The following is a 23,872-nucleotide window of genomic DNA, read 5'->3' on the forward strand; positions in this document are numbered from 1 at the left end:
GAACCGATCGACGGGCAGTTGCGTGTCTACTGGCATGGCCGTCCACTCCGCCCTGGTCGCGGGCGGTCGGAAGCGTGGCAACCGAGAGGAAGGCAAGGCATGAGTGAGGAGCAGGCGGTGCCCGAGTCGGGTTCCCGTACGCGTCGTGCGCTGTTGGCGGGCGCGGGTGCGGTCGGTGTCGCGGCGGTCCTGGCCGGCTGCAGCAGCGACGATTCCGACGGGGACGCGGGACGTGAGGGTACGACCGGCAACGGGACCGGAGCGCCGACCACCGGTACCGACTCGGGCAATTCCGGCACCGACTCGGGCAGCTCCGGAGCGCTGGCCCGGACGAGCGACATCCCGGTCGGCGGCGGAAAGATCTTCGCCGAGCAGGGGGTGGTGATCACCCAGCCGACCGCCGGTGAGTTCAAGGGCTTCAGCGCGCTCTGCACCCACAAGGCGTGCCCGCTTACCAGCGTCGACAGCGGCATGATCAACTGCACCTGCCACGGCAGCAAGTTCTCCGTGGTCGACGGCTCGGCCAAGGTGAAGCCGGCCACCGAGCCACTGCCGGAGAAGCAAATCAAGGTCGAGGGCGACCAGATCCACCTGCTCTGACGGCGGTTACCGGCACTACCGGCACCACTACCATCGACGGCTGGCGCGGCACAGATCGCGCCAGCCGTCGCACTGGTAAGGCCCGTGGCGTGCCCGCCGTTGCGCTAGCGGATCTTGACAGAGGTACGGATTAGGCTTGCCGCTGTGGCTGATCCCTCGACCTACCGTCCGGCGCCCGGCACGATCCCCGAGGCGCCCGGGGTCTATCGCTTCCGTGACCCCACCGGTCGGGTGATCTACGTCGGTAAGGCCAAGAGCCTGCGCAGCCGACTCAACTCCTACTTCGGCGACATCTGGAACCTGCACCAGCGCACCCAACAGATGGTCACCACGGCGTCCTCCGTCGACTGGGTCACCGTCGGCACCGAGGTCGAGGCGCTTCAGCTCGAATACAACTGGATCAAGCAGTACGACCCCCGGTTCAACGTGCGCTATCGCGACGACAAGTCGTACCCCTATCTGGCGGTGACGCTCGACGAGGAGTTCCCCCGGCTACAGGTGATGCGGGGAGCCAAGCGCAAGGGGGTGCGCTACTTCGGGCCGTACTCGCATGCCTGGGCGATCCGGGAGACCCTGGACCTGCTGCTGCGGGTCTTTCCCGCGCGGACCTGTTCGGCCGGGGTCTTCAAACGGGCCGGTCAGGTCGGGCGTCCCTGCCTGCTGGGCGACATCGGCAAGTGCTCCGCACCCTGCGTGGGGCGGGTTTCCCCAGCCGAGCACCGGGACATCGTCGACGGCTTCTGCGACTTCATGGCCGGGCGTACCGACAGCATGGTCCGGCGGTTGGAACGCGAGATGACCGAGGCCAGCGAGCAGTTGGAGTTCGAGCGGGCCGCCCGACTGCGCGACGACATCGTCGCGCTGCGCCGGGCGATGGAGAAGCAGACCGTGGTGCTCGGCGACGGCACCGACGCCGACGTCGTCGCCTTCGCCGACGACCCGCTGGAGGCCGCCGTCCAGGTCTTCCACGTCCGCGACGGCCGGGTACGCGGCCAGCGCGGGTGGGTGGTGGAGAAGGTGGAGGATCTCAGCCCCGGCGACCTGGTGCGGCACTTCTGCACCCAGGTCTACGGCGGTGAGCACGGTGAGGCCGACGTACCCCGGGAACTGCTGGTGCCGGAACTACCCACCGACGCGGACGCGTTGACGGCCTGGCTGTCGGAGCATCGGGGCAGTCGGGTCACCCTCCGGGTGCCGCAGCGGGGCGACAAGAAGACGTTGCTGGAGACGGTCGCCCGCAACGCCGGCGAGGCGCTGACCCGGCACAAGCTGCGCCGGGCCGGTGATCTGACCACCCGGGGCAAGGCGCTCGACGAGATCGCCGAGGCGCTGGGGATGGACACCTCACCGCTGCGCATCGAATGCTACGACGTATCGCAGATCCAGGGCACCGACGTGGTGGCCAGCATGGTCGTCTTCGAGGACGGGCTGCCCCGCAAGAGCGAATACCGGCGGTTCGCGGTCCGCGGCGCTACCGACGACCTGTCGGCGATGTCCGAGGTGCTGCGTCGCCGGTTCGCTCGCTACCTCGACGTGGCGGCGAGTACGCAGGGCGAACCCGACGCGGCGGCGGTGGCGGGCAACTACTTCACCACCGAGGCCGGTGACCTCGGGGTCGACGGACCGAGTGAGACGGACGCGTCCGCGCTCGGCGACGGCGTGACCGATGACGCTGCGCTTGGAGACGGCGTGACCGATGACGCCCTGCTCGGCGACGAAGCGGCTGATGACGACGCGGTGGCCGAACCGGAACGGCCGGGCATCGACCCCACCACCGGGCGGCCACGCAAGTTCGCGTACCCGCCGCAGCTGGTGGTGGTCGACGGCGGCCAACCGCAGGTAGCCGCCGCCGCGGCTGTCCTGGCCGAGTTGGGCATCACCGACATCGCCCTGTGCGGGCTGGCCAAACGGCTGGAGGAGGTGTGGCTGCCCGGCGACGAGTTCCCGGTGATTCTGCCCCGTACCTCCGAGGGCCTCTACCTGCTGCAACGCATCCGGGACGAGGCACACCGGTTCGCCATCACCTTCCATCGTCAACGGCGGTCCAAGCGGATGACCACCTCCGGACTCGACAACGTCCCCGGTCTCGGCGAGGTACGTCGTAAGGCGCTGCTGCGGCACTTCGGCTCGGCCAAGCGCCTCGCAGCGGCGACCGTCGACGAGATCGTCGAGGTGCCCGGGATCGGTCGACGTACCGCCGAGACGATCGTCGCCGCGCTGCACAAGGACGAGTCACCCGCCGCATCCTGACGGTCGAGCAGCCGGTCCCGTCCTGCTCGCTGCCGGTACGGCGACGCCCGTCACCACGCAGCGGAGCAGCGGTGACGGTTGGTTGACGTCGTACCCCGCATGGTGCTCACAGCAGGTGCACAGGTCGGTGCCCTGCGAGAGTGGCCAAGCACCAGGGCTGGGGGATTTGATGAGTCGTCTGCTGATCGCTGGCAAGATCGTTCCCGGCGCGGAAGAGCGGATTGCGGAGATCTTCACCGAGTCGGACAGGTCGGAGCTGCCCGACATCACCGGCACCCGACATCGGTCGCTGTATCGCCTGGGCGACCTGTTCGTGCACCTGCTCGAACTGGACGGGGCCGGTCCGGGACTGGAGGCGGGCACCCGGCACCCGCTGTTCATCCAGATGCAGAAGGAGCTGTCGACCTGCACGTCGCCGTACCTGGCCACCTGGCGCTCGCCCCGGGACGCCATGATGACGTGCTTCTACCGTTGGGACGCGCCGATACCCGCGTCGGGGAGCCCAGAGTGACCACATCCACCGAACCGGTCGACGTCATCGTCATCGGTGCCGGCACCGGTGGCATGTGCCTGGCGCACGGTCTCAAACGGGCCGGCATCGGGGTCGCGGTCTACGAGCGGTACCGGACCCGGCGCGACGGATTGCACGGTTACCGCCTCGGCATCGGTCCCACCGGGACTCGGGCCCTGAAGGAGTGCCTGCCGCCGGAGCTTTTCTCGACCTTCCTGGCCACCTGTGCCCGGTCACCGAAATACTTCAACGTCCTGACCGAGAAACTGGGGCAGACGGCGTCCTTCGAGTTGTTGCCGGACACCGACCCGATGAACAGCGACCACGCGGTCTCCCGGATGACCCTCCGACAGGTTCTACTCACCGGACTCGACGATGTGGTGCATTTCGACAAGACCTGCACCCACTACGAACAGCACGACAACGACACGGTCACCGCCTATTTCGCCGACGGCACCTCGGCCACCGGGAGACTGCTGGTGGCGGCGGACGGGACGCACTCGGTGATTCGCCGGCAGTACCTGCCGCACGCCCGGATCAACGACGCCGGGAGCATCAACATCGCCATCAAGATCCCATTGACTCCCCAGACCGAGGCGCTGCTGACCGAACAGGTGCGGGAAGGCATCTCACTGATTTTCGGTGCCGGTGGGCTGATGGGCGTCCTGCACGTCATGCGCTTCGACTGGGCCCGGCTCGGCACCGTACCCCAGGTTGGGATCGGGGGCACCGATCCGGCGCTGGTCGCGGAGAGCCCCGGTCTCCTGTACGACAACACGCGTGACTACATCAACCTCATCATCTGGAGTGCCCACCGTCGTTTCCCGGCGGACATCATGTCCCGGCGTGGCATGGACCTGGTCCAGGTCGCTCAGGACCTGACCAGGAACTGGCACCCCAATCTGCGGGAACTGTTGGCCCAGTGTGATCCGGGCAGCTGCATACCGGTCAAGGTCGCCACCTCCGAGCCGGTCGAGCCGTGGAAGTCGACGAACGTCACCCTGATCGGCGACGCCATCCACACCATGACCCCCGGCCGGGGGGTTGGTGCCAACACCGCCCTCCGCGACGCCGCGCTGCTCTGCCGGCAACTCACTGCCGTGAGCTGCGGGGACAAAACGCTTCACCAGGCCATCGCCGGCTACGAGGCGGAGATGATCCCGTACGGCTTCGCCCGGGTAAGCGACTCACTGGCCAACAATGGCACCAGCGGGGACGATCCGCTCTATCGGCCGATCATCGGACGGTTCGTGCTGCTAGCCGCGCGCAGCTACTTCGGCCTCACCAGCCGGGTTCCACCACTGCGACGTAAGTTCCTCAACGAGATATACGCCCGGCGAGGTGCCGAGATCTAACGCCGATGTGACCGCTGGGCATCCAGGCGAGCCAGATCGTTTTTGCGGCGTTAGGTGAACTTCGTGGCGTGTTGTCCGGATCGCTTTGCGTAGGTGGTGTGACGGGGCCGCGTCGGGCGGAATGCGGTGCGGCCCCCAGCGGTTATACCCACGTACGACCGAGTAGCTAGCGCGATCACGCGCCACACCCGGTGGCCCCCGGAATGCCTGGCCCCCGTAGGTCGTTACACATCGCGTACGCCCGAGCACCAACGGTCCGGGCGTTTCTCTTTTCCCCCCGAAGCGCTCCAACACCCCCTGGAGCGTTCACCCCCGGAATGGAAGGTAACCATCGTGAACACCAAGTTCAGCCGATGGCTCCCGGCCATCACAGAGACTTCCGTTGTTCGTAGGACCGCCCTGGGTATCGCCGGACTGGCTGTTGCCGGTGGCACGATCGCCGGTACCGCTGTGGCCGCCCAGACCGTTTCGACCGAGTCCAAGCCCGCCGTCGGTGTGGTGCAGGCTGACAAGCCTGCCATGGACAAGCTGATCCCGCACGGTGTGCAGGGTGAGCAGTCGCGGATCCCGCTGAACGCCGAGCAGACCAGCAACGTCAAGGAGATCATCAAGGCTACGAAGAAGGCTGGTATGGACGAGCGGGCTGCTGTGGTGGCCATCGCGACGAGCCTGCAGGAGTCGAAGTTGGAGAATCTGGGTCATCTGGGTGCTCGCAACGATCATGACTCGCAGGGTCTGTTCCAGCAGCGTCCGTCTTCGGGTTGGGGTTCGGTGGAGCAGATCACTGATCCGGAGTACTCGACGACTGCGTTCCTGAAGGGTCTGAAGCAGGTCGACGGTTGGCAGGAGATGCCGTTGACGCAGGCCGCGCAGAAGGTTCAGGTGTCGGCGTACCCGTTCCACTATGCGCAGTGGGAGACCCAGGCTGCTGACCTGGTCGCCGAGCACTGGAACAACAGCTGACAGCAGGAACAACTGAACTCGCAGCGGGCTCCCGGCCGGACGGAATCCGGTCGGGAGCCCGTTTTGCTCTGCGCCCGCAGCCTGGGTGACGCGCGCGGTCTGGGTGTTAGGAAGGGCCCCTTCCTATGCAAAAAGCGATAAGAAGGGGCCCTTCCTTCTTGCCGGTAGTCGTTACGATCTTGTCGTGTCTAGTGGATCAATGCCGTCAGGGCCTGCATCGGCACCCGTCTGGCAGCCGACCGAGTCAACGGTTCGAGTAGCGGGGAGTTGGTCGGCTACTCGCTCGCTCGGGATGACGCTGCTGGTTGCGGTGCTCGGGTTGGCCGTCATCGGGCTCAACACCGTCATCGCCTATGCCGCGATCGCCTGGCCTGCGGTCCCGATCGCCACCGGGATTGTTCTCTGTCTTGGCTTCTCGATGGCTGTCTACCTGCTGCATCGGGCCAACTGGTTGGCCATCCTGTCGATGGTGTGGGCCCTGATTGTCCTGGTGGGGTCGGTGCAGCTTGCTCCCGAGGCGGTGTTGGAGAGGCGTGGCATCCGCCAAGAGGTGGCCATCGTCGATGTGGAAGTCAATGGGAAGCGGCATGCGTTCAACCTTCAGGGCAGCGCCGGGCCACTCGATGAACAGCTGATCTATCAGGGCAGTTCTCCCGGCTACCGGGTCGGGGACAAGCTGACCGTGGTTGTTGACCCGGACGGGGTGGTCGAGCTTGAGGACGCCGACGATGTCGATTCTGCGGGCAAGCTGGGGATGCTTGTCATGGGCGGCATCGGCTGGAGCCTCATCGCATTGCTGGCCGGGTGGCGTGGGCACGTCCGCCGCAAGAAAGGACGGTACGCCCTGTCGATCTAGGCGATTTTCTTGGTCAGCGTGGCCAGTCGGCTAGTTGCTGACGAAGGAGGCGTACCTGCGGGACGGTCAGCCCGTAGCGGGCGAACCGTTGATCAGGAAGCCGATCGAGATAGCGGCCGACGTCGCGGATGTCGTCCAGTTCGAGAGCCGGATCGATTCGGTGAGCGAGTTCGATGAGGCGCTCGACCGAGTACCGGTCCAACACGGCCGCGACGTCGATGTAGTCGCGTGCCTCGCGACGGCTGATCAGCGCGGCGGTCTTACTGGCCACCAGATCCTCGACGTGCATGACCGGACCGAGGTCCATGACGACCGGGCTGCGGTGTCGGTCGAGGCGGCCCAGGGTGAGTCGAAGCTGCCGACCGTCCCGGGCAACGATGAAGTCCTTCATGTCGAGTTCGAAACCGGCGAAGAGCCCGGCCAGGTCCGTGTCGGGTTCCTCGTCGAACACCTCGAACCCGGCCGACTCGAGCGCGAGTCGTACCTCTGCGGTCGCCGCTGCCGCTGCTCCATCCACGTCGGCGAACAGGTCGACGTCCTCGGTCGGGCGGGACACCAGGCCGTGTGCCACCCACGCCACCCCGCCGCCGAGTACGAACCGGTACTTGTCGGCGACGGAGAGCGCGATGCGGGCGATCTCTCGATAGAAGCCGTTGACGTGGGTGGTGGTCATGCCGCCTGACGCAGCGTGGGGTGCCGGCTTTCCCAGGCCCGCCGGACACCGTGCGGCAGGTTGAGGTCCGGCCATACCCGCCGCAGGATGGCACCGTTGATGAGTTGCCGCAGGTCTGCGCAGCGGGTGGTCTCTCGCAGTACGTTCTCGTACATCCACAGCAACTGGTCCGGGTCGGCCAGGTCAAAGGTGCGGTCCGGGCTCCACATCAGCCGTAACGGCAGTTCCACCACGCCCTGAGTCGGCCCGGCTAGCTCGCCAACCGTCGGGGTCACGACGGCCGGGCGTCCCGGGCGGGCCAGGTAGGTGACGCTGGCCAGGGTGGTGGTGTTGCCCCGCATGGCCTCAGGGTAGCCCGAACAGCGGCCTTCGGGTACGTCCCTAGCCGGCTACGCCGTGTGATTTGCGGTAGTTCTTTCCCTGGTCGTGCCCATTGGGCGCTTTGCCGAGCCTACCTGTCGGCCGACGCGTGCCAGCCCGAGAAGCCGTGCCACGAGTACGGCGATGCAGCCCACCATCGCGGTGCCGAGCAACACCATGAACGTCGGGTAGAGGTACGTCACCTGGATCCAGGCGACGTCCCGCCCCCGGTAGAGCACGCTGACCACTCGGTGGATCGAGCTGAAGAGCAGAAGCGGCAAGAGGAACGGCACCAACCGTGCCACCGTCCAGAGCCATGCCCTTCGGCCAGCGGCCCAGCGGCGTGCGCGAAGCACCCCCCAGCCAGCGAGTAGCGCGGTGACGATGGCGAGTGCCAGCAGCACTCCGTCGATGACCACTCCGTCGATGACCAAGAGCGGCGTACCGGTCGAGGGAACCGGCGTGCCCTCCAGCAGCGCGATGATGCGCTCGATGAGTGCCGAGGCGTCGCCGTGGGTCAGTCCGGTGTTTGCCATGACCGCGATGCCATAGCCGGATGCCGGCAGCAGCGCCTGGTACGCCGTCGCGGTGAACAGGTCGCCGCTGTGTTCGATCATCGGTGCTCCGGACGCGCTCGTTTCGATCGACCAGCCCAGGGCGTAGGACCCCGAGACCACGGAGGGAGTGTGCAGCGTGGTGAGACCGGCGGGGGAAATGATCGCCGTTCCGTTCCGGCCGCGTCCCTGGTTGCCGTGCGCGATCAGCCACGCCGCCATGTCGTACGCGGAACTGAGCACCCCGCCTGAGCCGTTGCCGAAGGCCGGCGGCTCGGGTACGGCAACGGCCATACCGAGGATCATCAGGTGACCCCGCGCACTTGGCGGCAGGTCACTCGCCACGTTGGCGGTGCGACTGTCGGCCATGCCGAGTGGGCCGAACACATGCTGTCGTAGGTAGTCGTCGAAGGGGCGACCGCTGACCACCTCGACCAACCGGGCTGCCACCTGGAAGTTTGGGTTGTGGTACTCCCACCTCGTGCCGGGGTCGGCGGCCAACCGGGCGGTACGCATCGTCGCCACGGCCTCCTGCAACGATCTCGGTACCGGCCGTCGACTGAAGGAGTGGTACGTCGTGTCCGACATGCCGGAGGTCTGATTCAGCAGCTGTCGTACGGTGATCTTGGTTGCCCGGGGGTCAGCCATCGTGAATTCCGGCAGATAGCTGTGGACCGGCTTGTCGAGTTCCACCCGACCGGCCTCCACCAACTGCATCACAGCCAGCGCGGTGAACGACTTGCTCACCGATGCCACCGCCATCGGGCTGTGCGCCGTGATCGGATCACCATTCGGGCTGTGGCCGTACCCGGCGGTGTGCACCACCTCGTTTCCCCGAGTGACCGCTACTGCGGCCCCCGGCAGCCCGGTGGCGTCGCGGTACTCCCGTACGACGGTATCGATGGCCGAGGCGTCGACGCTGGCCGGCGGACCGGGCGGAGGCGTCGGAGTAGGTGATGCGGCGAGCGTCACCGCGCCAGCCAGGACGAGTATTCGCGTGATCATGGCGGAAGTCTCGGCTGGTCGGAGGGTTCGCACATCGGATCGCGGTCCGAATCCGAGATCGGACCGTGGTCCGATGCCTGACCAGCGTCTGATGGATACGGTGTCCGCGTGGTCAACTCGGGACGGCTCGGGCTGCGGCAGCTGATGGCGCTCGACGCGCTGGTGGGAGCTGCTCTTGTCCTCTTCACGGCCGTCCGGACGCCTGGTGCCCCCGCGCTGGTGTGGGGCCTCGCCGCTCTGTTCTGCCTGCCGCTCACGGTACGCAGGCACTGGCCGGTGCAGGTGCTCACCGTGGTGACGATGGCCGGGACGATGGCGATCGCCGTTGGGATCGCCGGTGATGCCGTGGTGCTGGCTATTGCGTACGCGATCTATGTGGTCGCGCTCTCCGTCGTCCAACGGCAGAGCCGGTTTACGCTCGTGGGGGTGCTGGCCGCGGTCACGGCCGGAGGCCTGGTGAGCATCACGGTCCCCGGGCTTCCGATCATCGCACCCCAGCCGGGGGAGGAGTCGTTCACGACGACTCCGGTGCCGGTCCTGCTCTACTCCGCGACCATCATCGCCGGCTCGTGGGCGCTCGCCCGCGCGGTACGGGCACGCCGCCAGCAGGTTGCCCAACTCGCCGAGCTGCGTGCCGACCAAGCGGTGGCCGAGGAACGGCTACGCATCGCCCGGGACATTCACGACGTGGTCGGGCACAACCTCAGCCTGATCGCGATGAAGGCGGCGGTCGCCAACCACCTCGCGGACAGCCACCCCGACCAGGGACGCGCTGCACTCCGTACGATCGAGCGGGTCAGCCGTAGTGCTCTTGACGACGTCCGAGTCGTGCTCGGTGCACTACGCGATCCGGCCGACACCGCACCGAGCTTCACCGAACTCGACCGGCTGGTCGAGGACATCCGCACTACCGGTATCACCGTCGACGTCGAGCGAGCGGCGGATCTGTCACCGGTGCCGGCAGTTGTGCAGGCTTCGGCGTACCGCATCGTGCAGGAGGCGCTCACCAACGTGCTGCGCCACGCCGGCCCGACCCACTGCCAGCTCACCGTCACTGTCGAGCCCGGGGTGCTGAGCATTGCCGTCGTCGATGACGGAACGGTCGGGCGTTCCGACGGCCCGCGCGGGCACGGGGTACGAGGGATGCGGGAACGGGCGGCGATGCATGGCGGCACCCTCAAGGCTGGCTTCGAGTCTGGCGGCGGGTACGCGGTCCGCGCCCAGCTGCCGTTCAGCCCGATGGCGCCGGACGATGAGTGAGCCGATACGCGTGCTCCTAGCCGACGACGAGGTACTGCTGCGCGGCACTCTTCGCCTGTTGATCGAGGCCACCCCCGGGATGACCGTGGTGGCCGAGGCGGGGACCGGCGACGACACCGTTGAACTCGCCAGAGCGCAGAAGCCCGACGTCGTCCTGATGGACATCAGGATGCCGGGGATGGACGGCATCGCCGCCACCGAGCAGGTCACCGCGCTTGAGAACGCACCCCGGGTGCTCGTCCTCACCACATTCGACCTTGACGAGTACGTCTATCGGGCGCTGCATGCCGGGGCCAGCGGTTTCCTGCTCAAGGACACCCCACCCGTACGACTGCTTGACGCGATCAGGGTGGTGGCCGCAGGCGAAGCGTTGCTCGCCCCGAGCGTGACCCGTTGGCTCATCGACGAGTTCACTCGGATGCCGCAGGCGCGCCGGGTGCCGGGTCGGCTCGACGGGGTGACCCACCGGGAACGGGAAGTGCTCACCTTGATCACGCGTGGGTTGTCGAACACCGAGATCGAGCGGTACCTGCACTTGAGTCGGGGCACCGTCAAGACGCATATCGGTCGACTCATGACGAAGCTGGCCGCCCGTGACCGGGCGCAACTGGTGATCGCGGGCTATGAGTCGGGGCTTGCCGACTGGGGCGACCGCGGCGTCTGACAGACGGTGGGGAGATCGCCCTGAATGGGCGGATCACGCCGAACGTCCGGCTGGTCGACCGGCGCCGGTACAAGGGCTCGGAGCTTATGGGGGTTTGTGAGTGTTTTGTGCGCTTATTCGCCCATGATCAACTGGTGGTGGGTGGGCTGGCGTGGAATGCCGGCGGCCGGCGGGTGGTTATATCTCGCGTACGACCGAGTAGCGCTGTCTTCTTGGCGGTGCGAGCGCGGCCATCTGTTCGGGTGGCGTGCGGGTTCGTCTTCGAGATGGGCCCGGGGTCGCTGGAATGTTGGCGGCGGGTTGGTCGTTGTATCTTGTCTACGCCCCCGCCCTGGGATCTTGGGGTTGGGTGTGGCGTTCTGATTCTTTCCCCCTTGTCTTTCAGGTGAGCGTGGCGCGCTTTTGTGTGTGTGCCTGCTGCCTGGCGTCTCCTGTACCCCCGGGAGGCGTTCCTTTCCCCCGGTATTGGAGCTTTGGTCATGAATACGATTCTGCGTAAGAGTGTGCTTGCTGCTGCTGGTCTTGCTTTTACTGGTGGTGTGTTCGCTGGTCCGGCGTTGGCCGATCAGACGGTTGCGGCGTCGCCGAAGCTGGCTGGTGTGGCCGTGCAGGCTGACAAGCCTGCCATGGACAAGCTGATCCCGCACGGTGTGCAGGGTGAGCAGTCGCGGATTCCGCTGAACGCCGAGCAGACCAGCAATGTGAAGGCGATCATCGCGGCTACGAAGAAGGCTGGTATGGACGAGCGGGCTGCTGTGGTGGCCATCGCGACGAGCCTGCAGGAGTCGAAGTTGGAGAATCTGGGTCATCTGGGTGACCGGAATGATCATGATTCGCAGGGTCTGTTCCAGCAGCGTCCGTCTTCGGGTTGGGGTTCGGTGGAGCAGATCACTGATCCTGAGTACTCGACGATGGCGTTCCTGAAGGGTCTGAAGCAGGTCGACGGTTGGGAGAAGATGCCGTTGACGCAGGCCGCGCAGAAGGTTCAGGTGTCGGCGTACCCGTTCCACTATGCGCAGTGGGAGAGCCAGGCTGCTGACCTGGTCGCCGAGCACTGGAACAACAGCTGACGTACGGCTTACATATCGTGTGAAAGGCCGGTGGCCGGCCCCCGAAACCCATGGGGGCCGGCCACCGGCCTTTTTCGTGCAAGTCGTGCGCGTACCGGTCGACGGTAGGCCGGGGTGGCCGGCCGGGGCGGTGCCTCGTTGAACCGGGTACCAGCGAAGTCCGGGTCGGTGACGACCCCGAGAGCAACCTTGGGGAGGGGGATGCGCCGGCAACCGTTGCGCCCGGCGTTGTGGCGGCCACCGGGTTGGGCCGCCGCCTCGGGCATGGCGTTCTGCGTTCTCGCCGGGCTGGTTGCCACCGGTCACACCGAGTTGATCGCGGCCGACGCGGCGCTCAGCGCCGCTGCATACGATTTCGGGGAACGACACCCGACCGTTCGTGCCGCCGCCGCGCGACTGACCCACCTGGGGCATGGCGCCGTCGTGCTGGCCTTGGTCAGCGGCGCGGCCGGGACCCTTCCGCGACACCGACGAAGGCGAGCCCTGGCCTTCGCCACCACGGCCTTCGCCGCCGGCGGGTTGCTGCGAGGTGCCGTGCGAGCCTGGACCGCCCGGGTACGTCCGGTCCGGCCGGGACCACCTGTCGCCGGGTACGCCTTTCCCTCCGGGCACGCCAGCCGGGCGGCGACGGCAGCTCTCGTTGTGGCGTTCCTGCGCTGGCCGGAGCTGTCCCCGGCGGGTCGGGCCGTCCTGCTCACCGCGCTCGCCGGCTGGCCGTTGACCGTCGGTGCCAGCCGGGTGGTGCTGGCCGCACACTGGCCCAGTGATGTGCTCGCCGGTTGGTTGGTGGCGCTGACCGCCGCCCCCGTTGCCGCCAGCCTGACCGGATCGCTCCCCCCGGCCTAGGCTTCGACGTCACGATCCCCTGCGTCGTACGAGCGTCGGGCAGCGTCGATCGCGTCGATGTGTTGCTCGGCCCAGAGCGTCACGACGTGCAGCACGGGCAGCAGACTCTCCCCGAGCGGCGTGAGCCGGTAGTCGACGCGGGCGGGCACCGCGGCGACTACGGACCTCGACACCAGTCCGTCACGTTCGAGCCCTCGGAGGGTCTCGGTCAGCATCTTTGGGGTGACCCCGGCGATGGTGCGTGCGAGATCGCCGTAGCGGCGTGGCCCGTCGGCGAGTTCCTTCAGCACGAGGCTGACCCACTTGCTGCCGATACGGTCGAGTAGCCGGTGCGTCGGGCAGTGGGCGAGGCGGGCAAGGTACGCAACCCCGGCCTGCTTACGTCGGTGAGCAGCGGTATGAGTCACCATGGCATCCCCCGCGTGCGTTGGGCACCTTCAAGTGCGTACTGCCTGATCATCGGTAGCGACCCTAGCGTTGCCCGAGGCGGCCCCACCAGCCGTTCGAGCGCGTCAACCCAGGGAGCTCCCTCATGACCACCGTTGCAGTACTCGGAACCGGGAACGTCGCTGAGGCGTTGTCCGGCAAGCTGTCCGATGCGGGATACCGCGTCGTCGTGGGATCGCGAGAACCGGTGGCCGCGACCCGGAAGGACTGGGTGGGCGCGTCCGGTGCGCGGATTTCCGTCACCGCCCTGTCTGAGGCGGCCCGAGCGGGCGACATCGTGGTCAATGGCCTACCCGGTGCCGTGTCAGTCGAGGTGCTCCGAGAGTTGGGCCCGGTGCTCACCGGCAAGGTACTCGTCGACATCGCCAACGCCGTCACCTCGGGTCCGGACGGATTTGCCGAATCACTGTGCTATCCCGTCAGCAGCTTGGCCGAGCAGATCCAACACGCGTTGCCCGGCGTGAAGGTGGTCAAGACCCTGAACACCGTGGGGCCGGCGTCCCTGATGGTCGACCCCACGAGCCTGCCGACACCGCTGTCGGCGTTCCTGTCCGGCAATGACGTCGACGCCAAGGGCGTGGTCGCGGATCTGCTCGTCGACCTGGGCTGGCCACGAGGGTGGATCATCGATCTCGGTGACGTGACAACGGCGAGGTGGCCGGAGAGTTTCATCCTGCTGGTCCGTCCCCTGGTCGCCGCTCTCGGGCCGGTTCCGTTCGGCCTTACCATCGCGCGATGAATGAGGGGGCGCAGCCAACCTGGTGAGGGCACGCAGCAGGTCGGAGCGCTCCAACTCCGTCCGCGCCTGCTGCGTGGTCTGCCAGAGCAAACGGTGCCGACCGAGAGCTAATCGGCTCGCCGATCCGTGCTCCGGACACCTACCATCGGCAGGCATGGGGGAGACGATCGGCGACTGGGCGTACGGGGTCAGCCGGGTCGCGGTGATGACCGGGGCCGGGATCTCCACCGACTCGGGAATCCCCGACTACCGTGGCCCGGACGGGGTGTGGACCCGTGATCCATCCGCCGTCGAGGTCTTCACCTATCCCCACTTCATGGCCGATCGGGCGGTCCGGGTCCGGTTCTGGCGGCGCTATCTGCACCACGCCGCCTGGCAGGCCGAGCCAAACGTCGCGCATCGGGTGCTGGCGGAGTTGGAGCGCTCCGACCTAGCGGTACGGATCGTGACCCAGAACATCGACGGGTTGCATCAGAAGGCGGGCAGCGCCGCGCGTAAGGTGCTCGAACTGCACGGCAGCATGCGTACCGTGGTCTGCACCAGCTGCCAGGCGCGGACGCCGGCGGCGGAGACGTTGGCCCGGGTCGCCGAGGGTACGGACGACCCGGCCTGTACGTCCTGCGGTGGCATCCTCAAGCTCGGGGTCGTGATGTTCGGCGAACGTCTCGATACCGGGATCCTGGATCATGCGCAGCGAATCGCCGTGGCGAGCCAGCTCCTGCTCGTGGTGGGTAGTTCCCTCCAAGTGGAGCCGGCGGCGTCGCTGTGCGCGGTCGCGGTCGACGCGGGTGCCCGGTTGGTGATCGTCAACCGTGACCCGACGCCGTACGACTATCTGGCCGTCGAAGTGATTCGCGAGCCGATCGGGACCGCCCTGCCCCGGATCGTCGCCGCTCTGGCCGGCGTCACGACTTCCCTCCAAGCTCCCGGACCTTAGCCAGAGCGTCCTGTATGGACGAATACTCGCCCTGGTACGCCCCATTGAGATAGACCTTGTACACCGAGCCGGTATAACCGCGCTCGGATTCGATGGTGACCTGCCCCCCGTTGTCGGTGCGGGCGGACTTGACCAGCATCAGACTTCCTCTCTCCCCGAAGACGAATGTCGTGCCGTGTGGCCCGACCCTACTCCCCGGTAGAGGCATAGATCGACCCGAGAAAATGCCTTCTCGTCCGGCAGTGGGATCGTCGATGAGCCCGACAGTCGAAGCCTTTTTCACTATCGTCAGGTGGGTCGGGGCTGGTCGCTGCCGGGAGGAGGTGCCGCGTGGGCGTCCGTACCTGGATCGAGGGCTGGCCGGTCTACCGTCAGCTGACCGGCACCGACCCGCTCGGGCTCGGCGCGGCGGCCAAGTCCGCGCGTTCGGCGGCGCTGACCCCCCGTACCGAGACCGCCGATTCGATGGCCCGCTCGGTCTGCCCGTACTGCGCCGTCGGCTGCGGGCAGCGGGTCTACGTCACCGACGGCAAGGTCACCCAGATCGAGGGCGACCCGGACAGCCCGATCTCCCGGGGTCGGCTCTGCCCGAAGGGCTCGGCCAGCAAGAACCTGGTCACCAGCGAACTGCGTCAGCAGAAGGTGCGTTACCGCCGGCCATACGGCACGCAGTGGGAGGATCTTGATCTCGCCACCGCCATGGACATGATCGCCGACCGGATCATCGCCGCTCGTGACGAGACCTGGGAGGAGACTGACGAGACGGGCTGCCCGTTGCGCCGTACCCGGGGCATCGCCAGTCTTGGCGGCGCGACGCTGGACAACGAGGAGAACTACCTCATCAAGAAGTTGTTCACCGCGTTGGGCGCGATCCAGATCGAGAATCAGGCCCGCATTTGACACTCCGCCACCGTCCCCGGTCTGGGGACCAGTTTCGGTCGTGGCGGCGCCACCGGGTTCCAGCAGGACCTGGTCAACGCTGACTGCATCATCATCCAGGGCTCCAACATGGCCGAGTGCCACCCGGTGGGGTTCCAGTGGGTGATGGCTGCCAAGGAGCGTGGGGCCAGGGTCATCCACGTCGATCCGAGGTTCACCCGGACCAGCGCGATGGCCGACACCCACGTGCCGATCCGGGCCGGCACCGACATCGCCTTCCTGGGCGGCATCGTCCGGTACATCCTCGACAACGAACTGGACTTCCGGGAGTACGTGCTGGCGTACACCAACGCGGCGACCATTGTCAGCGAGGCCTACCGGGACGCCGACGACCTGGACGGACTCTTCTCCGGCTACCAGCCGGAGACGGCCAGCTACGACCAGACGACCTGGCAGTACCACGGCCAGGAACGGGACGGCGGGGGCGGTGACACCGCCACGCAGCGGGAGACCGGTGCCGGCCTGGAACACGAGTCGCATGGCGTCCCGGTCGGAGGCGACACCGAGCGGGACGAGACGTTGCGGCACCCGCGCTGCGTCTACCAGATTCTCAAACGGCACTACGCCCGCTATACCCCCGAGATGGTCGAGCGGGTCTGCGGCGTGCCCCGGGACCTGTTCGAGGAGGTGGCTCGGGCCTGGACGGCCAACTCCGGCCGGGAGCGCACCACCGCGCTGGTCTACTCGGTGGGCTGGACGCAGCACACCGTCGGAGTGCAGTACATCCGTACCGGGGCGATCATTCAGCTGCTGTTGGGCAACATCGGTCGCCCGGGCGGTGGTGTGCTCGCGCTGCGGGGACACGCCAGCATCCAGGGCTCCACCGACATCCCGACCCTGTTCAACCTGCTGCCCGGCTACCTGCCGATGCCACAGCACACCACCCATTCGACCTTCGCGAAATGGGTCGACACCATGCGGCATCCGCAGCAGCAGGGCTTCTGGGGCGACGCGGACCGGTTCGCGGCGAGCCTGCTCAAGGCGTACTGGGGTGAGGCGGCCACCCCGGACAACGACTTCTGCTTCGACTACCTGCCCAGGATCAGCGGTGACCACGGCACCTACCAGCAGGTCCTCGACATGATCGACGGCAAGATCAAGGGCTACTTCCTGCTCGGGCAGAACCCGGCCGTCGGCTCCGCGAACGGCCGCGCCCAGCGGTTGGGCATGGCCAACCTGGACTGGCTCGTCGTCCGGGACCTCTTCATGATCGAAAGCGCCACCTTCTGGCAGGAGGGGCCGGAGGTCGAAACCGGCGAGATCGTGCCGGAACAGTGTCGTACCGAGGTGTTCTTCCTGCCCGCCGCCTCACACGTCGAGAAGGAGGGCACCTTCACCCAGACCCAGCGGCTGCTGCAGTGGCGGGAAAAGGCCGTCGAGCCGCCCGGCGACTGCCGCTCCGAACTGTGGTTCTTCTACCACCTCGGGCGGATCATCCGGGAGAAACTCGCCCACGCCAACCGGGACCGCGACCGGCCGTTGCTCGACCTCAACTGGAACTACCCCACGCACGGTCCGTACGCGGAGCCGAGCGCCGAGGCGGTGCTCTACGAGATCAACGGGTACGACGTGACCACCGGCCGGCCGCTGGCCTCGTACACGGAGATGAAGGCCGACGGGTCCACCGCCGGCGGCTGCTGGATCTACTCCGGGGTGTACGCCGACGGGGTCAACCAGGCCGCCCGCCGCAAACCCGGCCAGGAACAGAGCTGGGTGGCTCCCGAGTGGGGCTGGGCCTGGCCGGCCAACCGCCGCACCCTCTACAACCGTGCCTCGGCCGACCCGGAGGGGCGGCCGTGGAGCGAACGCAAGGCGTACGTCTGGTGGGATCCAGAGGCTGGCGAGTGGGTCGGCCACGACGTGCCGGACTTCGAGAAGACCAAACCGCCGTCGTACCGCCCGCCGCCCGGGGCCACCGGAGTCGCCGGGATCAGTGGGGCCGATTCGTTCATCATGCAGGGCGACGGGAAGGGCTGGCTGTACGCGCCGGCCGGCACCCTCGACGGTCCGTTGCCCACCCACTACGAGCCGGCCGAGTCGCCGATCCGTAACCCGCTCTACGGCCAGCAGGCCAACCCGACCCGAAAGGTGTACGACCGGCCGGAGAACCCGACCAACCCGAGCCCGCCCCAACCACACTGCGACGTCTTCCCGTACGTCTTCACTGTCAGCCGACTCACCGAGCACCACACCGCCGGGGGCATGAGCCGCAACGTCAAGTACCTGGCCGAGTTGCAACCGGAGATGTTCCTGGAGGTCTCCCCGGAGTTGGCCGCCGAGCGCGGGCTGACCCACCTCGGCTGGGCCCACGTGATCACCACCCGGGCAGTTGTCGAGGCCCGGGTCCTGGTCACCGGCCGGGTCGCCCCACTGCGAATCGACGGGAGGACCGTCCACCAGATCTGGCTGCCGTACCACTGGGGGGACCAGGGCTTGAGCCGGGGAGATTCGGCCAACGACCTGTTCGGGATCGTCCTCGACCCTAACGTACTGATCCAGGAGAGCAAGGTCGGCACCTGCGACCTGCGAACCGGCCGCCGACCCAGGGGAGCGGCACTGCGGGAACTGGTCGACGACTACCGACGACGCTCCGGCACCGCCGACGGGCAGTACCCGCCAATGCTGACCACCACCGACGGAGATACCGGCCATGACTGAGATACTCACCAGATACGAGCCGGGGGAGCCGGCCGCAGCCGCCGGACACGTCGACGCGCCACCCCGGATGGGGTTCTTCACCGACACCAGCGTCTGCATCGGCTGCAAGGCGTGCGAGGTGGCCTGCAAGGAGTGGAACCAGGTGCCCGCCACCGGGCTGGACCTGCTTGGCATGTCGTACGACAACACCGGTGCGTTGACCGCCAACTCGTGGCGGCACGTCGCCTTCGTCGAAACCGACACGCACTGGCTGATGATGTCCGACGTGTGCAAGCACTGCACCCGCGCGGCCTGCCTGGATGTCTGCCCGACCGGCTCGCTGTTCCGTACCGAGTTCGGCACGGTCGTGGTGCAGGAGGACATCTGCAACGGCTGCGGATACTGCATCCCCGCCTGCCCATACGGAGTGATCGATCAGCGGCGTGACGACGGCCGAGCCTGGAAGTGCACGCTCTGCTACGACCGGATCGGGGCGGGGATGACCCCGGCCTGTGCGCAGGCCTGCCCCACCGAGTCGATCCAGTACGGTCCACTCGACGAACTGCGCGACCGGGCCCAGGCCCGGGTGGAGCGGTTGCACGATGCCGGCGTCCCCGAGGCCCAGCTGTACGGCCACGATCCGACCGACGGGGTCGGTGGCGACGGTGCCTTCTTCCTGCTGCTCGACGAGCCAGAGGTGTACGGCCTGCCCCCCGATCCGGTGGTGACCACCCGGGACCTGCCCCACATGTGGCGTCGGGCCGGTGCTGCTGCCCTGGTCATGGCGGCCGTTACGGTCGCCGCGTTCCTGGGTGGGCCGGCGTGAGCCGCGACGGCATCACCGTCCCGCCGTTGACCTTCGACTCCTACTACGGACGTCCCATCATCAAGGCCCCGGTGTGGCGGTGGGACATTCCCGCCTACCTCTTCACGGGCGGGCTTGCCGCCGGCACCGCGCTGGTCGCGGCAGGCGCGGACCTGACCGGCCGCCCGACGTTGCGCCGGGCCAGCCGGCTCGCATCGTTGGCTGCGGTCGGTGCCAGCACCTACTTCCTGGTTCACGATCTCGGCCGCCCGGCCCGCTTCCACCACATGCTGCGGGTGGCCAAACCCACCTCGCCGATGTCGGTGGGGACCTGGATCCTGGCCGTGTTCGGACCGGCGGCCGGAGCGGCGGCGGTCAGCGAGATAGGCCCGTTGTTGCCCAGCCGCGGCCTACTCGGCCTGGCGCGTCGGGCAGCGCCGCCGGTCGGCCGGGCCGCCGGTGTCATTTCCGCTGTGGCGGCACCGGCCCTGGCCACGTACACCGGGGTGCTGCTCGCTGATACCGCCGTACCCTCCTGGCACGAGGCCTACCCCTGGCTTCCGTTCGTCTTCTCGGGTAGCGCACTGGCCAGCGCGGCCGGCATGGGCCTGGTGGCCGTTCCTCCCGCCGAGACCGGACCGCTGCGTCGCCTGGTCGTGGCCGCCGCCGGGCTGGAACTCGCCGCCGGTCGTCGGGTCGAACGGATGGGGCTGGTCAGCGACCCCTACCAGACCGGACCGGCCGGAATCCTGCTGCGCGCGGGCCGGGCGCTACTGGTGGCCGGAACCGTCGGAGCGCTGCTCGGCCGGCGCAACCGGGTGGTCTCGGCGCTGTCCGGGGCGGCCCTGCTCGCCTCCTCGGTGGCGACCCGGTTCGCCGTGTTCCAGGCGGGACTCACCTCCGCCCGAGACCCGAGGTACACCGTCCTGCCGCAGCGGCAGCGGCTGACGGAGACCACCCCGACGATCGACAGTTGACCGTCCCACCCCACCCGGATTACCCCGATCGGGTCGGTACGCGCCACCGCTGCGGTTTTCGGCCCAGACGCCGGATTTCGCTAGCTAGAGTGCTCAGTGGAGGCGTTCAGGCGGCTGGTGCCCCTCCCGGTCTTCAAAACCGGTGTGGTCCGGGATCCGGGCCGGGCGGGTTCGATTCCCGTCCGCCTCCGCCAATCCAGGACCGTCCGTCTCCGCCAACCCGGCACGGGTGGCTGCCCTGACGGGATCCGTCCGTGTTCGTCGAGCCGGCGAGGTGAGCCATGCGCGAAGGGGCGACCGATGCGCGGCGACGTATACCCCGTACCGATTTGGTGCTGACCGATCCACGTCTGGCCGCCGCCGTGGCCGCGTTTGGTCGGGCCCGGGTCAAGGCGGTCGTCGTCGGGGCACAGCACCGGGCCCGCCGAGGGGAGATCCGGCCCGAGGAGGTGCCCGACGCGGCAGTGGCGGCACTACCCAGCAACCGCCCCCGGTCGGTCGTCAACGCCACCGGCGTGCTGCTGCACACCAACCTCGGCCGGGCGGCACTGTCCACGTCGGCCATCGAGGCGGTGGTCGCCGCCGCCGGCTACACCGCCGTCGAATTCGACCTGACGACCGGACAGCGGGCCCAGCGGGGACGCGAGGCGATGGCCGCGCTCGCCGCCGCCGTACCGGAGGCGGCAGCGGTGCACGTGGTCAACAACGGCGCGGCGGCACTGGTCCTGGCCGCTACGGTGCTCGCCGCCGGGCGGGACATCGTGGTCAGCCGAGGAGAACTGGTCGAGATCGGCGACGGGTTCCGCCTACCGGACCTGTTGGAAAGCACCGGTGCCCAGCTCCGCGAGGTCGGCACCACCAACCGCACCACCCTCGCCGACTACTCCTGGGCAGTCGGTTCGGCCACCGGATTCATCCTGAAGGTCCATCCGTCCAACTTTGTGGTCCGCGGCTTCACCACCGCCGTACCGGTCCGGGAGCTGGCCACCCTCGGTGTGCCGGTGGTGGCCGACATCGGCTCCGGACTGCTCGCCCCGGACCCGCTGTTGCCCGACGAGCCGGACGCCGCCTCGATGCTGCGGGCCGGGGCTGCCCTGGTCACGGCCAGCGGCGACAAACTGCTCGGCGGGCCACAGGCCGGCTTGCTACTGGGCGACGCCGACCTGGTCGAGCGGCTGCGTCAGCATCCACTGGCCCGCGCGCTGCGGGTGGACAAACTGACCCTGGCCGCCCTGGAGGCGACCCTGCGCGATCAGGCCACCCCCACCTGGCAGGCGCTGCGGGCCGGTCCGGGGCAACTGCACGACCGCGCCGAGCGGCTACGCCAGGCGATCGGCGAAGCCGGTCACAAAACCGAGGTCGTCGGCTCGGTGGCGGTGGTGGGCGGCGGCGGTGCCCCCGGGGTCGAGCTGGAGTCGTGGGCGCTCGCCCTGCCAGCCCAGTACGCCGAAGCGCTGCGTCACGGCGATCCACCGGTGCTGGGCCGGGTCGAACGCGATCGACTGCTGCTGGACCTGCGGGGCGTACCCCCCGAACAGGACGACACCCTACGTCGAGCGGTCCTGCGGGCGCTGCAGCGTGCCGCCCCCGACAGCCCGGCCCGGAACCGCTGAGTCGACGTGCGGGTCGTTGCCACCGCCGGACACGTCGACCACGGCAAGTCCACCCTCGTCCGGGCGTTGACCGGGATGGAACCGGACCGCTGGGCCGAGGAACGCCGCCGGGGCATGACGATCGACCTGGGCTTCGCCTGGACCACGCTGCCGTCCGGTCAGGTCGTGGCGTTCGTCGACGTGCCCGGGCACGAGCGGTTCGTGCCGAACATGCTCGCCGGGGTCGGACCGGTCCCCGCCGCGTTGCTGGTCGTCGCCGCCGACGAGGGCTGGATGCCACAGTCCACCGAACACCTGGCAGCGCTGGACGCGCTCGGTGTCCAGTACGGCCTGCTTGTGGTGACCCGAGCCGACCTGGCCGACCCGCGAACCGCCACCCGGCAAGCCCGCACCGAACTGGCCGGCACCTCGCTACGCGATATCGAGGCGGTCGCTGTCAGCAGCGCCACCGGGGCCGGTCTGATCGAGTTGCGGAACGCGCTGGACCGGCTCGCTGGACGGATGCCGCCCCCGCCGTCGTCCACCCCGGTACGGCTGTGGGTGGACCGGGTGTTCACGGTCGCCGGCAGCGGCACGGTGGTCACCGGCACCCTGGGCGGAGGCCGGTTGCAGATCGACGACGAACTGGAACTTGGCACCACCGGTCGTCGCGTCCGGGTCCGGGCGCTTCAGTCGTTGGGCGCACCGGTCGACCGGGTCAACGGGGTGGCCCGGGTGGCGGTCAACCTACGCGGCGTCGCCCGGGACCAGGTGGCCCGGGGCGAGGCATTGCTCACCCCGGGACGGTTCCAGCCGACCGACCTGGTCGACGTGCGGCTGGCCGGTGACCCGGTGAGCGCCGTGCCGGCCACGCTGACCCTGCATATCGGTTCGGCCGCGGTGCCGGTACGGATACGGCCGCTGGGGGCGGACACCATCCGGTTGCGGCTGGCCCGGCCGGTGCCGCTGCACGTGGGTGACCGGGCGTTGCTGCGGGACCCCGGCCGACATCGGGTGGTGGGGGGCGTGACCGTCCTCGACGTCGTACCGCCACCATTGACCCGACGGGGCGCGGCGGCGCGGCGGGCAGTCGTACTGGCCACGATGGATGGTGTACCGGACGAAGCCGGCGAGTTGGCCCGACGGGGCTTGTCGCGTCGGGGCGACCTGGAGCGGATGGGGGTACGGGTCGGCACCACACCGGTGGCGGGGGACTGGCACGTCGACGACGCGCACTGGCGGGAACTGCGTCGGCGCGCGATCGATCAGGTGCGTCGGTATGCCGCTACCCATCCGCTCGAGCCGGGCATGCCGGTGGAGACTCTACGTCGAACGCTCGGCCTACCCGACCGAGCCCTCGTTTCGGCGTTGGTGGCGCCGCCCCTGGCCGCCAGTGCCGGTCGGGTAAGTCTGGTCGGGCCGGAAGCCGGGCTGCCCGCCAGGCTGGTTCGGGCAGTCGAGCGCCTTCGGGCCGACCTGACTGCCCGGCCGTTCCTCGCCCCGGAGGCGGCCCGACTGGTGGAGCTGGGACTGGGCCGCCGGGAGATCGGTGCCGCGGTCCGCACAGGGGCGTTGCTGCGGCTGGCGGAGAACGTGGTGCTGCTGCCCGGGGCCCCGGACGAGGCAGTACGGGTATTGGCCGGCCTGCCGCAGCCGTTCACGCTCAGCACCGCCCGTCAGGCGCTGGGCACCACCCGACGGGTAGCGGTGCCGTTGCTCGAACTGTTGGACCAGCGGGGCGCAACCCGCCGGCTGCCCGACGACGCCCGGATCGTGGTAACCACGCCGGTGGACTGAACGCCTGGACTTTTGCGTGCAACCACTGCGGGTCG

22 protein-coding genes and 1 tRNA gene are annotated in these 23,872 nt (G+C 68.4%); 18 read left to right on the forward strand and 5 right to left on the reverse strand.

The window, feature by feature from the left end:
- Positions 1–99 precede the first annotated feature (99 nt).
- From ACWDV4_RS09500 to ACWDV4_RS09525, 6 genes are all read left to right on the forward strand, one after another.
- Positions 100–600 carry a Rieske (2Fe-2S) protein gene (locus tag ACWDV4_RS09500; protein ID WP_449976188.1) on the forward strand — a complete coding sequence of 167 codons (501 nt, stop codon included), beginning with the start codon at positions 100–102 and terminating at the stop codon, positions 598–600.
- Between the two features lie 144 nt (positions 601–744).
- On the forward strand, positions 745–2,850 hold the full coding sequence (gene uvrC, locus ACWDV4_RS09505) for an excinuclease ABC subunit UvrC (protein ID WP_449976189.1): 2,106 nt from the start codon (positions 745–747) through the stop codon (positions 2,848–2,850).
- A 169-nt stretch (positions 2,851–3,019) separates the two neighbouring features.
- Complete coding sequence (locus ACWDV4_RS09510) at positions 3,020–3,361, forward strand: TcmI family type II polyketide cyclase (protein ID WP_449976190.1); 342 nt, start codon at positions 3,020–3,022, stop codon at positions 3,359–3,361.
- Positions 3,362–3,414: 53 nt separating this feature from the next.
- Entirely contained in the window at positions 3,415–4,716 is a 1,302-nt protein-coding gene (locus ACWDV4_RS09515) for an FAD-dependent oxidoreductase (RefSeq protein WP_449976283.1), read from the forward strand.
- 333 nt (positions 4,717–5,049) lie between these two features.
- Positions 5,050–5,679, forward strand: coding sequence for a hypothetical protein (locus ACWDV4_RS09520; RefSeq protein ID WP_449976191.1), 630 nt, complete (start codon positions 5,050–5,052; stop codon positions 5,677–5,679).
- A gap of 310 nt (positions 5,680–5,989) precedes the next feature.
- A complete protein-coding gene (locus tag ACWDV4_RS09525; protein ID WP_449976284.1) occupies positions 5,990–6,535 on the forward strand; it encodes a hypothetical protein in 546 nt (181 codons plus the stop codon).
- Positions 6,536–6,548: 13 nt separating this feature from the next.
- On the opposite strand, the gene ACWDV4_RS09530 is transcribed toward ACWDV4_RS09525, so the two are convergent.
- The 3 genes from ACWDV4_RS09530 to ACWDV4_RS09540 are packed head-to-tail and all read right to left on the reverse strand — an operon-like array spanning position 6,549 to position 9,127.
- Positions 6,549–7,208 (reverse strand): nucleotidyl transferase AbiEii/AbiGii toxin family protein, encoded by a 660-nt coding sequence (locus ACWDV4_RS09530; RefSeq protein WP_449976192.1) that lies wholly within the window; start codon positions 7,206–7,208, stop codon positions 6,549–6,551.
- Positions 7,205–7,549, reverse strand: a complete 345-nt coding sequence (locus ACWDV4_RS09535) for a hypothetical protein (protein WP_449976193.1) — start codon at positions 7,547–7,549, stop codon at positions 7,205–7,207. Before ACWDV4_RS09535 ends, ACWDV4_RS09530 begins: the two co-directional genes overlap by 4 nt.
- Positions 7,550–7,597: 48 nt before the next feature.
- On the reverse strand, positions 7,598–9,127 hold the full coding sequence (locus tag ACWDV4_RS09540) for a serine hydrolase domain-containing protein (RefSeq protein WP_449976194.1): 1,530 nt from the start codon (positions 9,125–9,127) through the stop codon (positions 7,598–7,600).
- A gap of 108 nt (positions 9,128–9,235) precedes the next feature.
- On the opposite strand from ACWDV4_RS09540, the gene ACWDV4_RS09545 reads away from it, so the two are divergent.
- The 4 genes from ACWDV4_RS09545 to ACWDV4_RS09560 all read left to right on the forward strand — a co-directional run bounded on the left by ACWDV4_RS09545 (position 9,236) and on the right by ACWDV4_RS09560 (position 12,967).
- Positions 9,236–10,387: a sensor histidine kinase gene (locus ACWDV4_RS09545; RefSeq protein ID WP_449976195.1), complete on the forward strand. Its 1,152-nt coding sequence runs from the start codon at positions 9,236–9,238 to the stop codon at positions 10,385–10,387.
- On the forward strand, positions 10,380–11,051 hold the full coding sequence (locus tag ACWDV4_RS09550) for a response regulator (protein ID WP_449976196.1): 672 nt from the start codon (positions 10,380–10,382) through the stop codon (positions 11,049–11,051). The genes ACWDV4_RS09545 and ACWDV4_RS09550 overlap by 8 nt, the downstream gene beginning before the upstream one ends.
- Before the next feature lie 479 nt (positions 11,052–11,530).
- Entirely contained in the window at positions 11,531–12,121 is a 591-nt protein-coding gene (locus ACWDV4_RS09555; RefSeq protein WP_449976285.1) for a hypothetical protein, read from the forward strand.
- Between the two features lie 201 nt (positions 12,122–12,322).
- Positions 12,323–12,967 (forward strand): phosphatase PAP2 family protein, encoded by a 645-nt coding sequence (locus ACWDV4_RS09560; RefSeq protein ID WP_449976197.1) that lies wholly within the window; start codon positions 12,323–12,325, stop codon positions 12,965–12,967.
- Here ACWDV4_RS09560 and ACWDV4_RS09565 read toward each other — a convergent pair.
- Positions 12,964–13,377 (reverse strand): winged helix-turn-helix transcriptional regulator, encoded by a 414-nt coding sequence (locus ACWDV4_RS09565; protein ID WP_449976198.1) that lies wholly within the window; start codon positions 13,375–13,377, stop codon positions 12,964–12,966. The genes ACWDV4_RS09560 and ACWDV4_RS09565 overlap by 4 nt on opposite strands.
- A gap of 122 nt (positions 13,378–13,499) precedes the next feature.
- On the opposite strand from ACWDV4_RS09565, the gene ACWDV4_RS09570 reads away from it, so the two are divergent.
- Positions 13,500–14,153: an NADPH-dependent F420 reductase gene (locus ACWDV4_RS09570; RefSeq protein WP_449976199.1), complete on the forward strand. Its 654-nt coding sequence runs from the start codon at positions 13,500–13,502 to the stop codon at positions 14,151–14,153.
- Positions 14,154–14,307: 154 nt separating this feature from the next.
- Positions 14,308–15,090 carry an SIR2 family NAD-dependent protein deacylase gene (locus tag ACWDV4_RS09575; protein WP_449976200.1) on the forward strand — a complete coding sequence of 261 codons (783 nt, stop codon included), beginning with the start codon at positions 14,308–14,310 and terminating at the stop codon, positions 15,088–15,090.
- On the opposite strand, the gene ACWDV4_RS09580 is transcribed toward ACWDV4_RS09575, so the two are convergent.
- Positions 15,059–15,229 carry a hypothetical protein gene (locus tag ACWDV4_RS09580; RefSeq protein WP_449976201.1) on the reverse strand — a complete coding sequence of 57 codons (171 nt, stop codon included), beginning with the start codon at positions 15,227–15,229 and terminating at the stop codon, positions 15,059–15,061. The genes ACWDV4_RS09575 and ACWDV4_RS09580 overlap by 32 nt on opposite strands.
- A 191-nt stretch (positions 15,230–15,420) precedes the next feature.
- Between ACWDV4_RS09580 and fdh the strand changes: the two genes are divergently transcribed.
- The 6 genes from fdh (at position 15,421) to selB (ending at position 23,837) form a co-directional block, all read left to right on the forward strand.
- Positions 15,421–18,687, forward strand: a complete 3,267-nt coding sequence (gene fdh, locus ACWDV4_RS09585; protein ID WP_449976202.1) for a formate dehydrogenase — start codon at positions 15,421–15,423, stop codon at positions 18,685–18,687.
- Positions 18,680–19,492, forward strand: coding sequence for a 4Fe-4S dicluster domain-containing protein (locus ACWDV4_RS09590; protein ID WP_449976203.1), 813 nt, complete (start codon positions 18,680–18,682; stop codon positions 19,490–19,492). Before fdh ends, ACWDV4_RS09590 begins: the two co-directional genes overlap by 8 nt.
- Positions 19,489–20,448: an NrfD/PsrC family molybdoenzyme membrane anchor subunit gene (nrfD, locus tag ACWDV4_RS09595; protein ID WP_449976204.1), complete on the forward strand. Its 960-nt coding sequence runs from the start codon at positions 19,489–19,491 to the stop codon at positions 20,446–20,448. Before ACWDV4_RS09590 ends, nrfD begins: the two co-directional genes overlap by 4 nt.
- Positions 20,449–20,546: 98 nt before the next feature.
- Positions 20,547–20,642: transfer RNA gene (locus ACWDV4_RS09600), tRNA-Sec, on the forward strand.
- An 87-nt stretch (positions 20,643–20,729) separates the two neighbouring features.
- Entirely contained in the window at positions 20,730–22,061 is a 1,332-nt protein-coding gene (gene selA, locus ACWDV4_RS09605) for an L-seryl-tRNA(Sec) selenium transferase (RefSeq protein ID WP_449976206.1), read from the forward strand.
- 6 nt (positions 22,062–22,067) lie between these two features.
- Positions 22,068–23,837, forward strand: a complete 1,770-nt coding sequence (gene selB / locus ACWDV4_RS09610; protein ID WP_449976208.1) for a selenocysteine-specific translation elongation factor — start codon at positions 22,068–22,070, stop codon at positions 23,835–23,837.
- The last annotated feature ends 35 nt before the right edge of the window (positions 23,838–23,872 follow it).

The organism is Micromonospora sp. NPDC003197, from assembly GCF_053590565.1.

What these genes read in the sequence shown, in the direction of transcription:
- ACWDV4_RS09500 (WP_449976188.1), top strand. Translation starts at nt 100, where the DNA reads ATGAGTGAGGAGCAGGCGGTGCCCGAGTCGGGTTCCCGTACGCGTCGT.
- ACWDV4_RS09510 (WP_449976190.1), top strand. Translation starts at nt 3,020, where the DNA reads ATGAGTCGTCTGCTGATCGCTGGCAAGATCGTTCCCGGCGCGGAAGAG.
- ACWDV4_RS09515 (WP_449976283.1), top strand. Translation starts at nt 3,415, where the DNA reads ATGTGCCTGGCGCACGGTCTCAAACGGGCCGGCATCGGGGTCGCGGTC.
- ACWDV4_RS09530 (WP_449976192.1), bottom strand. Translation starts at nt 7,208, where the DNA reads ATGACCACCACCCACGTCAACGGCTTCTATCGAGAGATCGCCCGCATC.
- ACWDV4_RS09535 (WP_449976193.1), bottom strand. Translation starts at nt 7,549, where the DNA reads ATGCGGGGCAACACCACCACCCTGGCCAGCGTCACCTACCTGGCCCGC.
- ACWDV4_RS09540 (WP_449976194.1), bottom strand. Translation starts at nt 9,127, where the DNA reads ATGATCACGCGAATACTCGTCCTGGCTGGCGCGGTGACGCTCGCCGCA.
- ACWDV4_RS09550 (WP_449976196.1), top strand. Translation starts at nt 10,380, where the DNA reads ATGAGTGAGCCGATACGCGTGCTCCTAGCCGACGACGAGGTACTGCTG.
- ACWDV4_RS09555 (WP_449976285.1), top strand. Translation starts at nt 11,531, where the DNA reads ATGAATACGATTCTGCGTAAGAGTGTGCTTGCTGCTGCTGGTCTTGCT.
- ACWDV4_RS09560 (WP_449976197.1), top strand. Translation starts at nt 12,323, where the DNA reads ATGCGCCGGCAACCGTTGCGCCCGGCGTTGTGGCGGCCACCGGGTTGG.
- ACWDV4_RS09565 (WP_449976198.1), bottom strand. Translation starts at nt 13,377, where the DNA reads ATGGTGACTCATACCGCTGCTCACCGACGTAAGCAGGCCGGGGTTGCG.
- ACWDV4_RS09570 (WP_449976199.1), top strand. Translation starts at nt 13,500, where the DNA reads ATGACCACCGTTGCAGTACTCGGAACCGGGAACGTCGCTGAGGCGTTG.
- ACWDV4_RS09575 (WP_449976200.1), top strand. Translation starts at nt 14,308, where the DNA reads ATGGGGGAGACGATCGGCGACTGGGCGTACGGGGTCAGCCGGGTCGCG.
- ACWDV4_RS09580 (WP_449976201.1), bottom strand. Translation starts at nt 15,229, where the DNA reads ATGCTGGTCAAGTCCGCCCGCACCGACAACGGGGGGCAGGTCACCATC.
- ACWDV4_RS09590 (WP_449976203.1), top strand. Translation starts at nt 18,680, where the DNA reads ATGACTGAGATACTCACCAGATACGAGCCGGGGGAGCCGGCCGCAGCC.
- selA (WP_449976206.1), top strand. Translation starts at nt 20,730, where the DNA reads ATGCGCGAAGGGGCGACCGATGCGCGGCGACGTATACCCCGTACCGAT.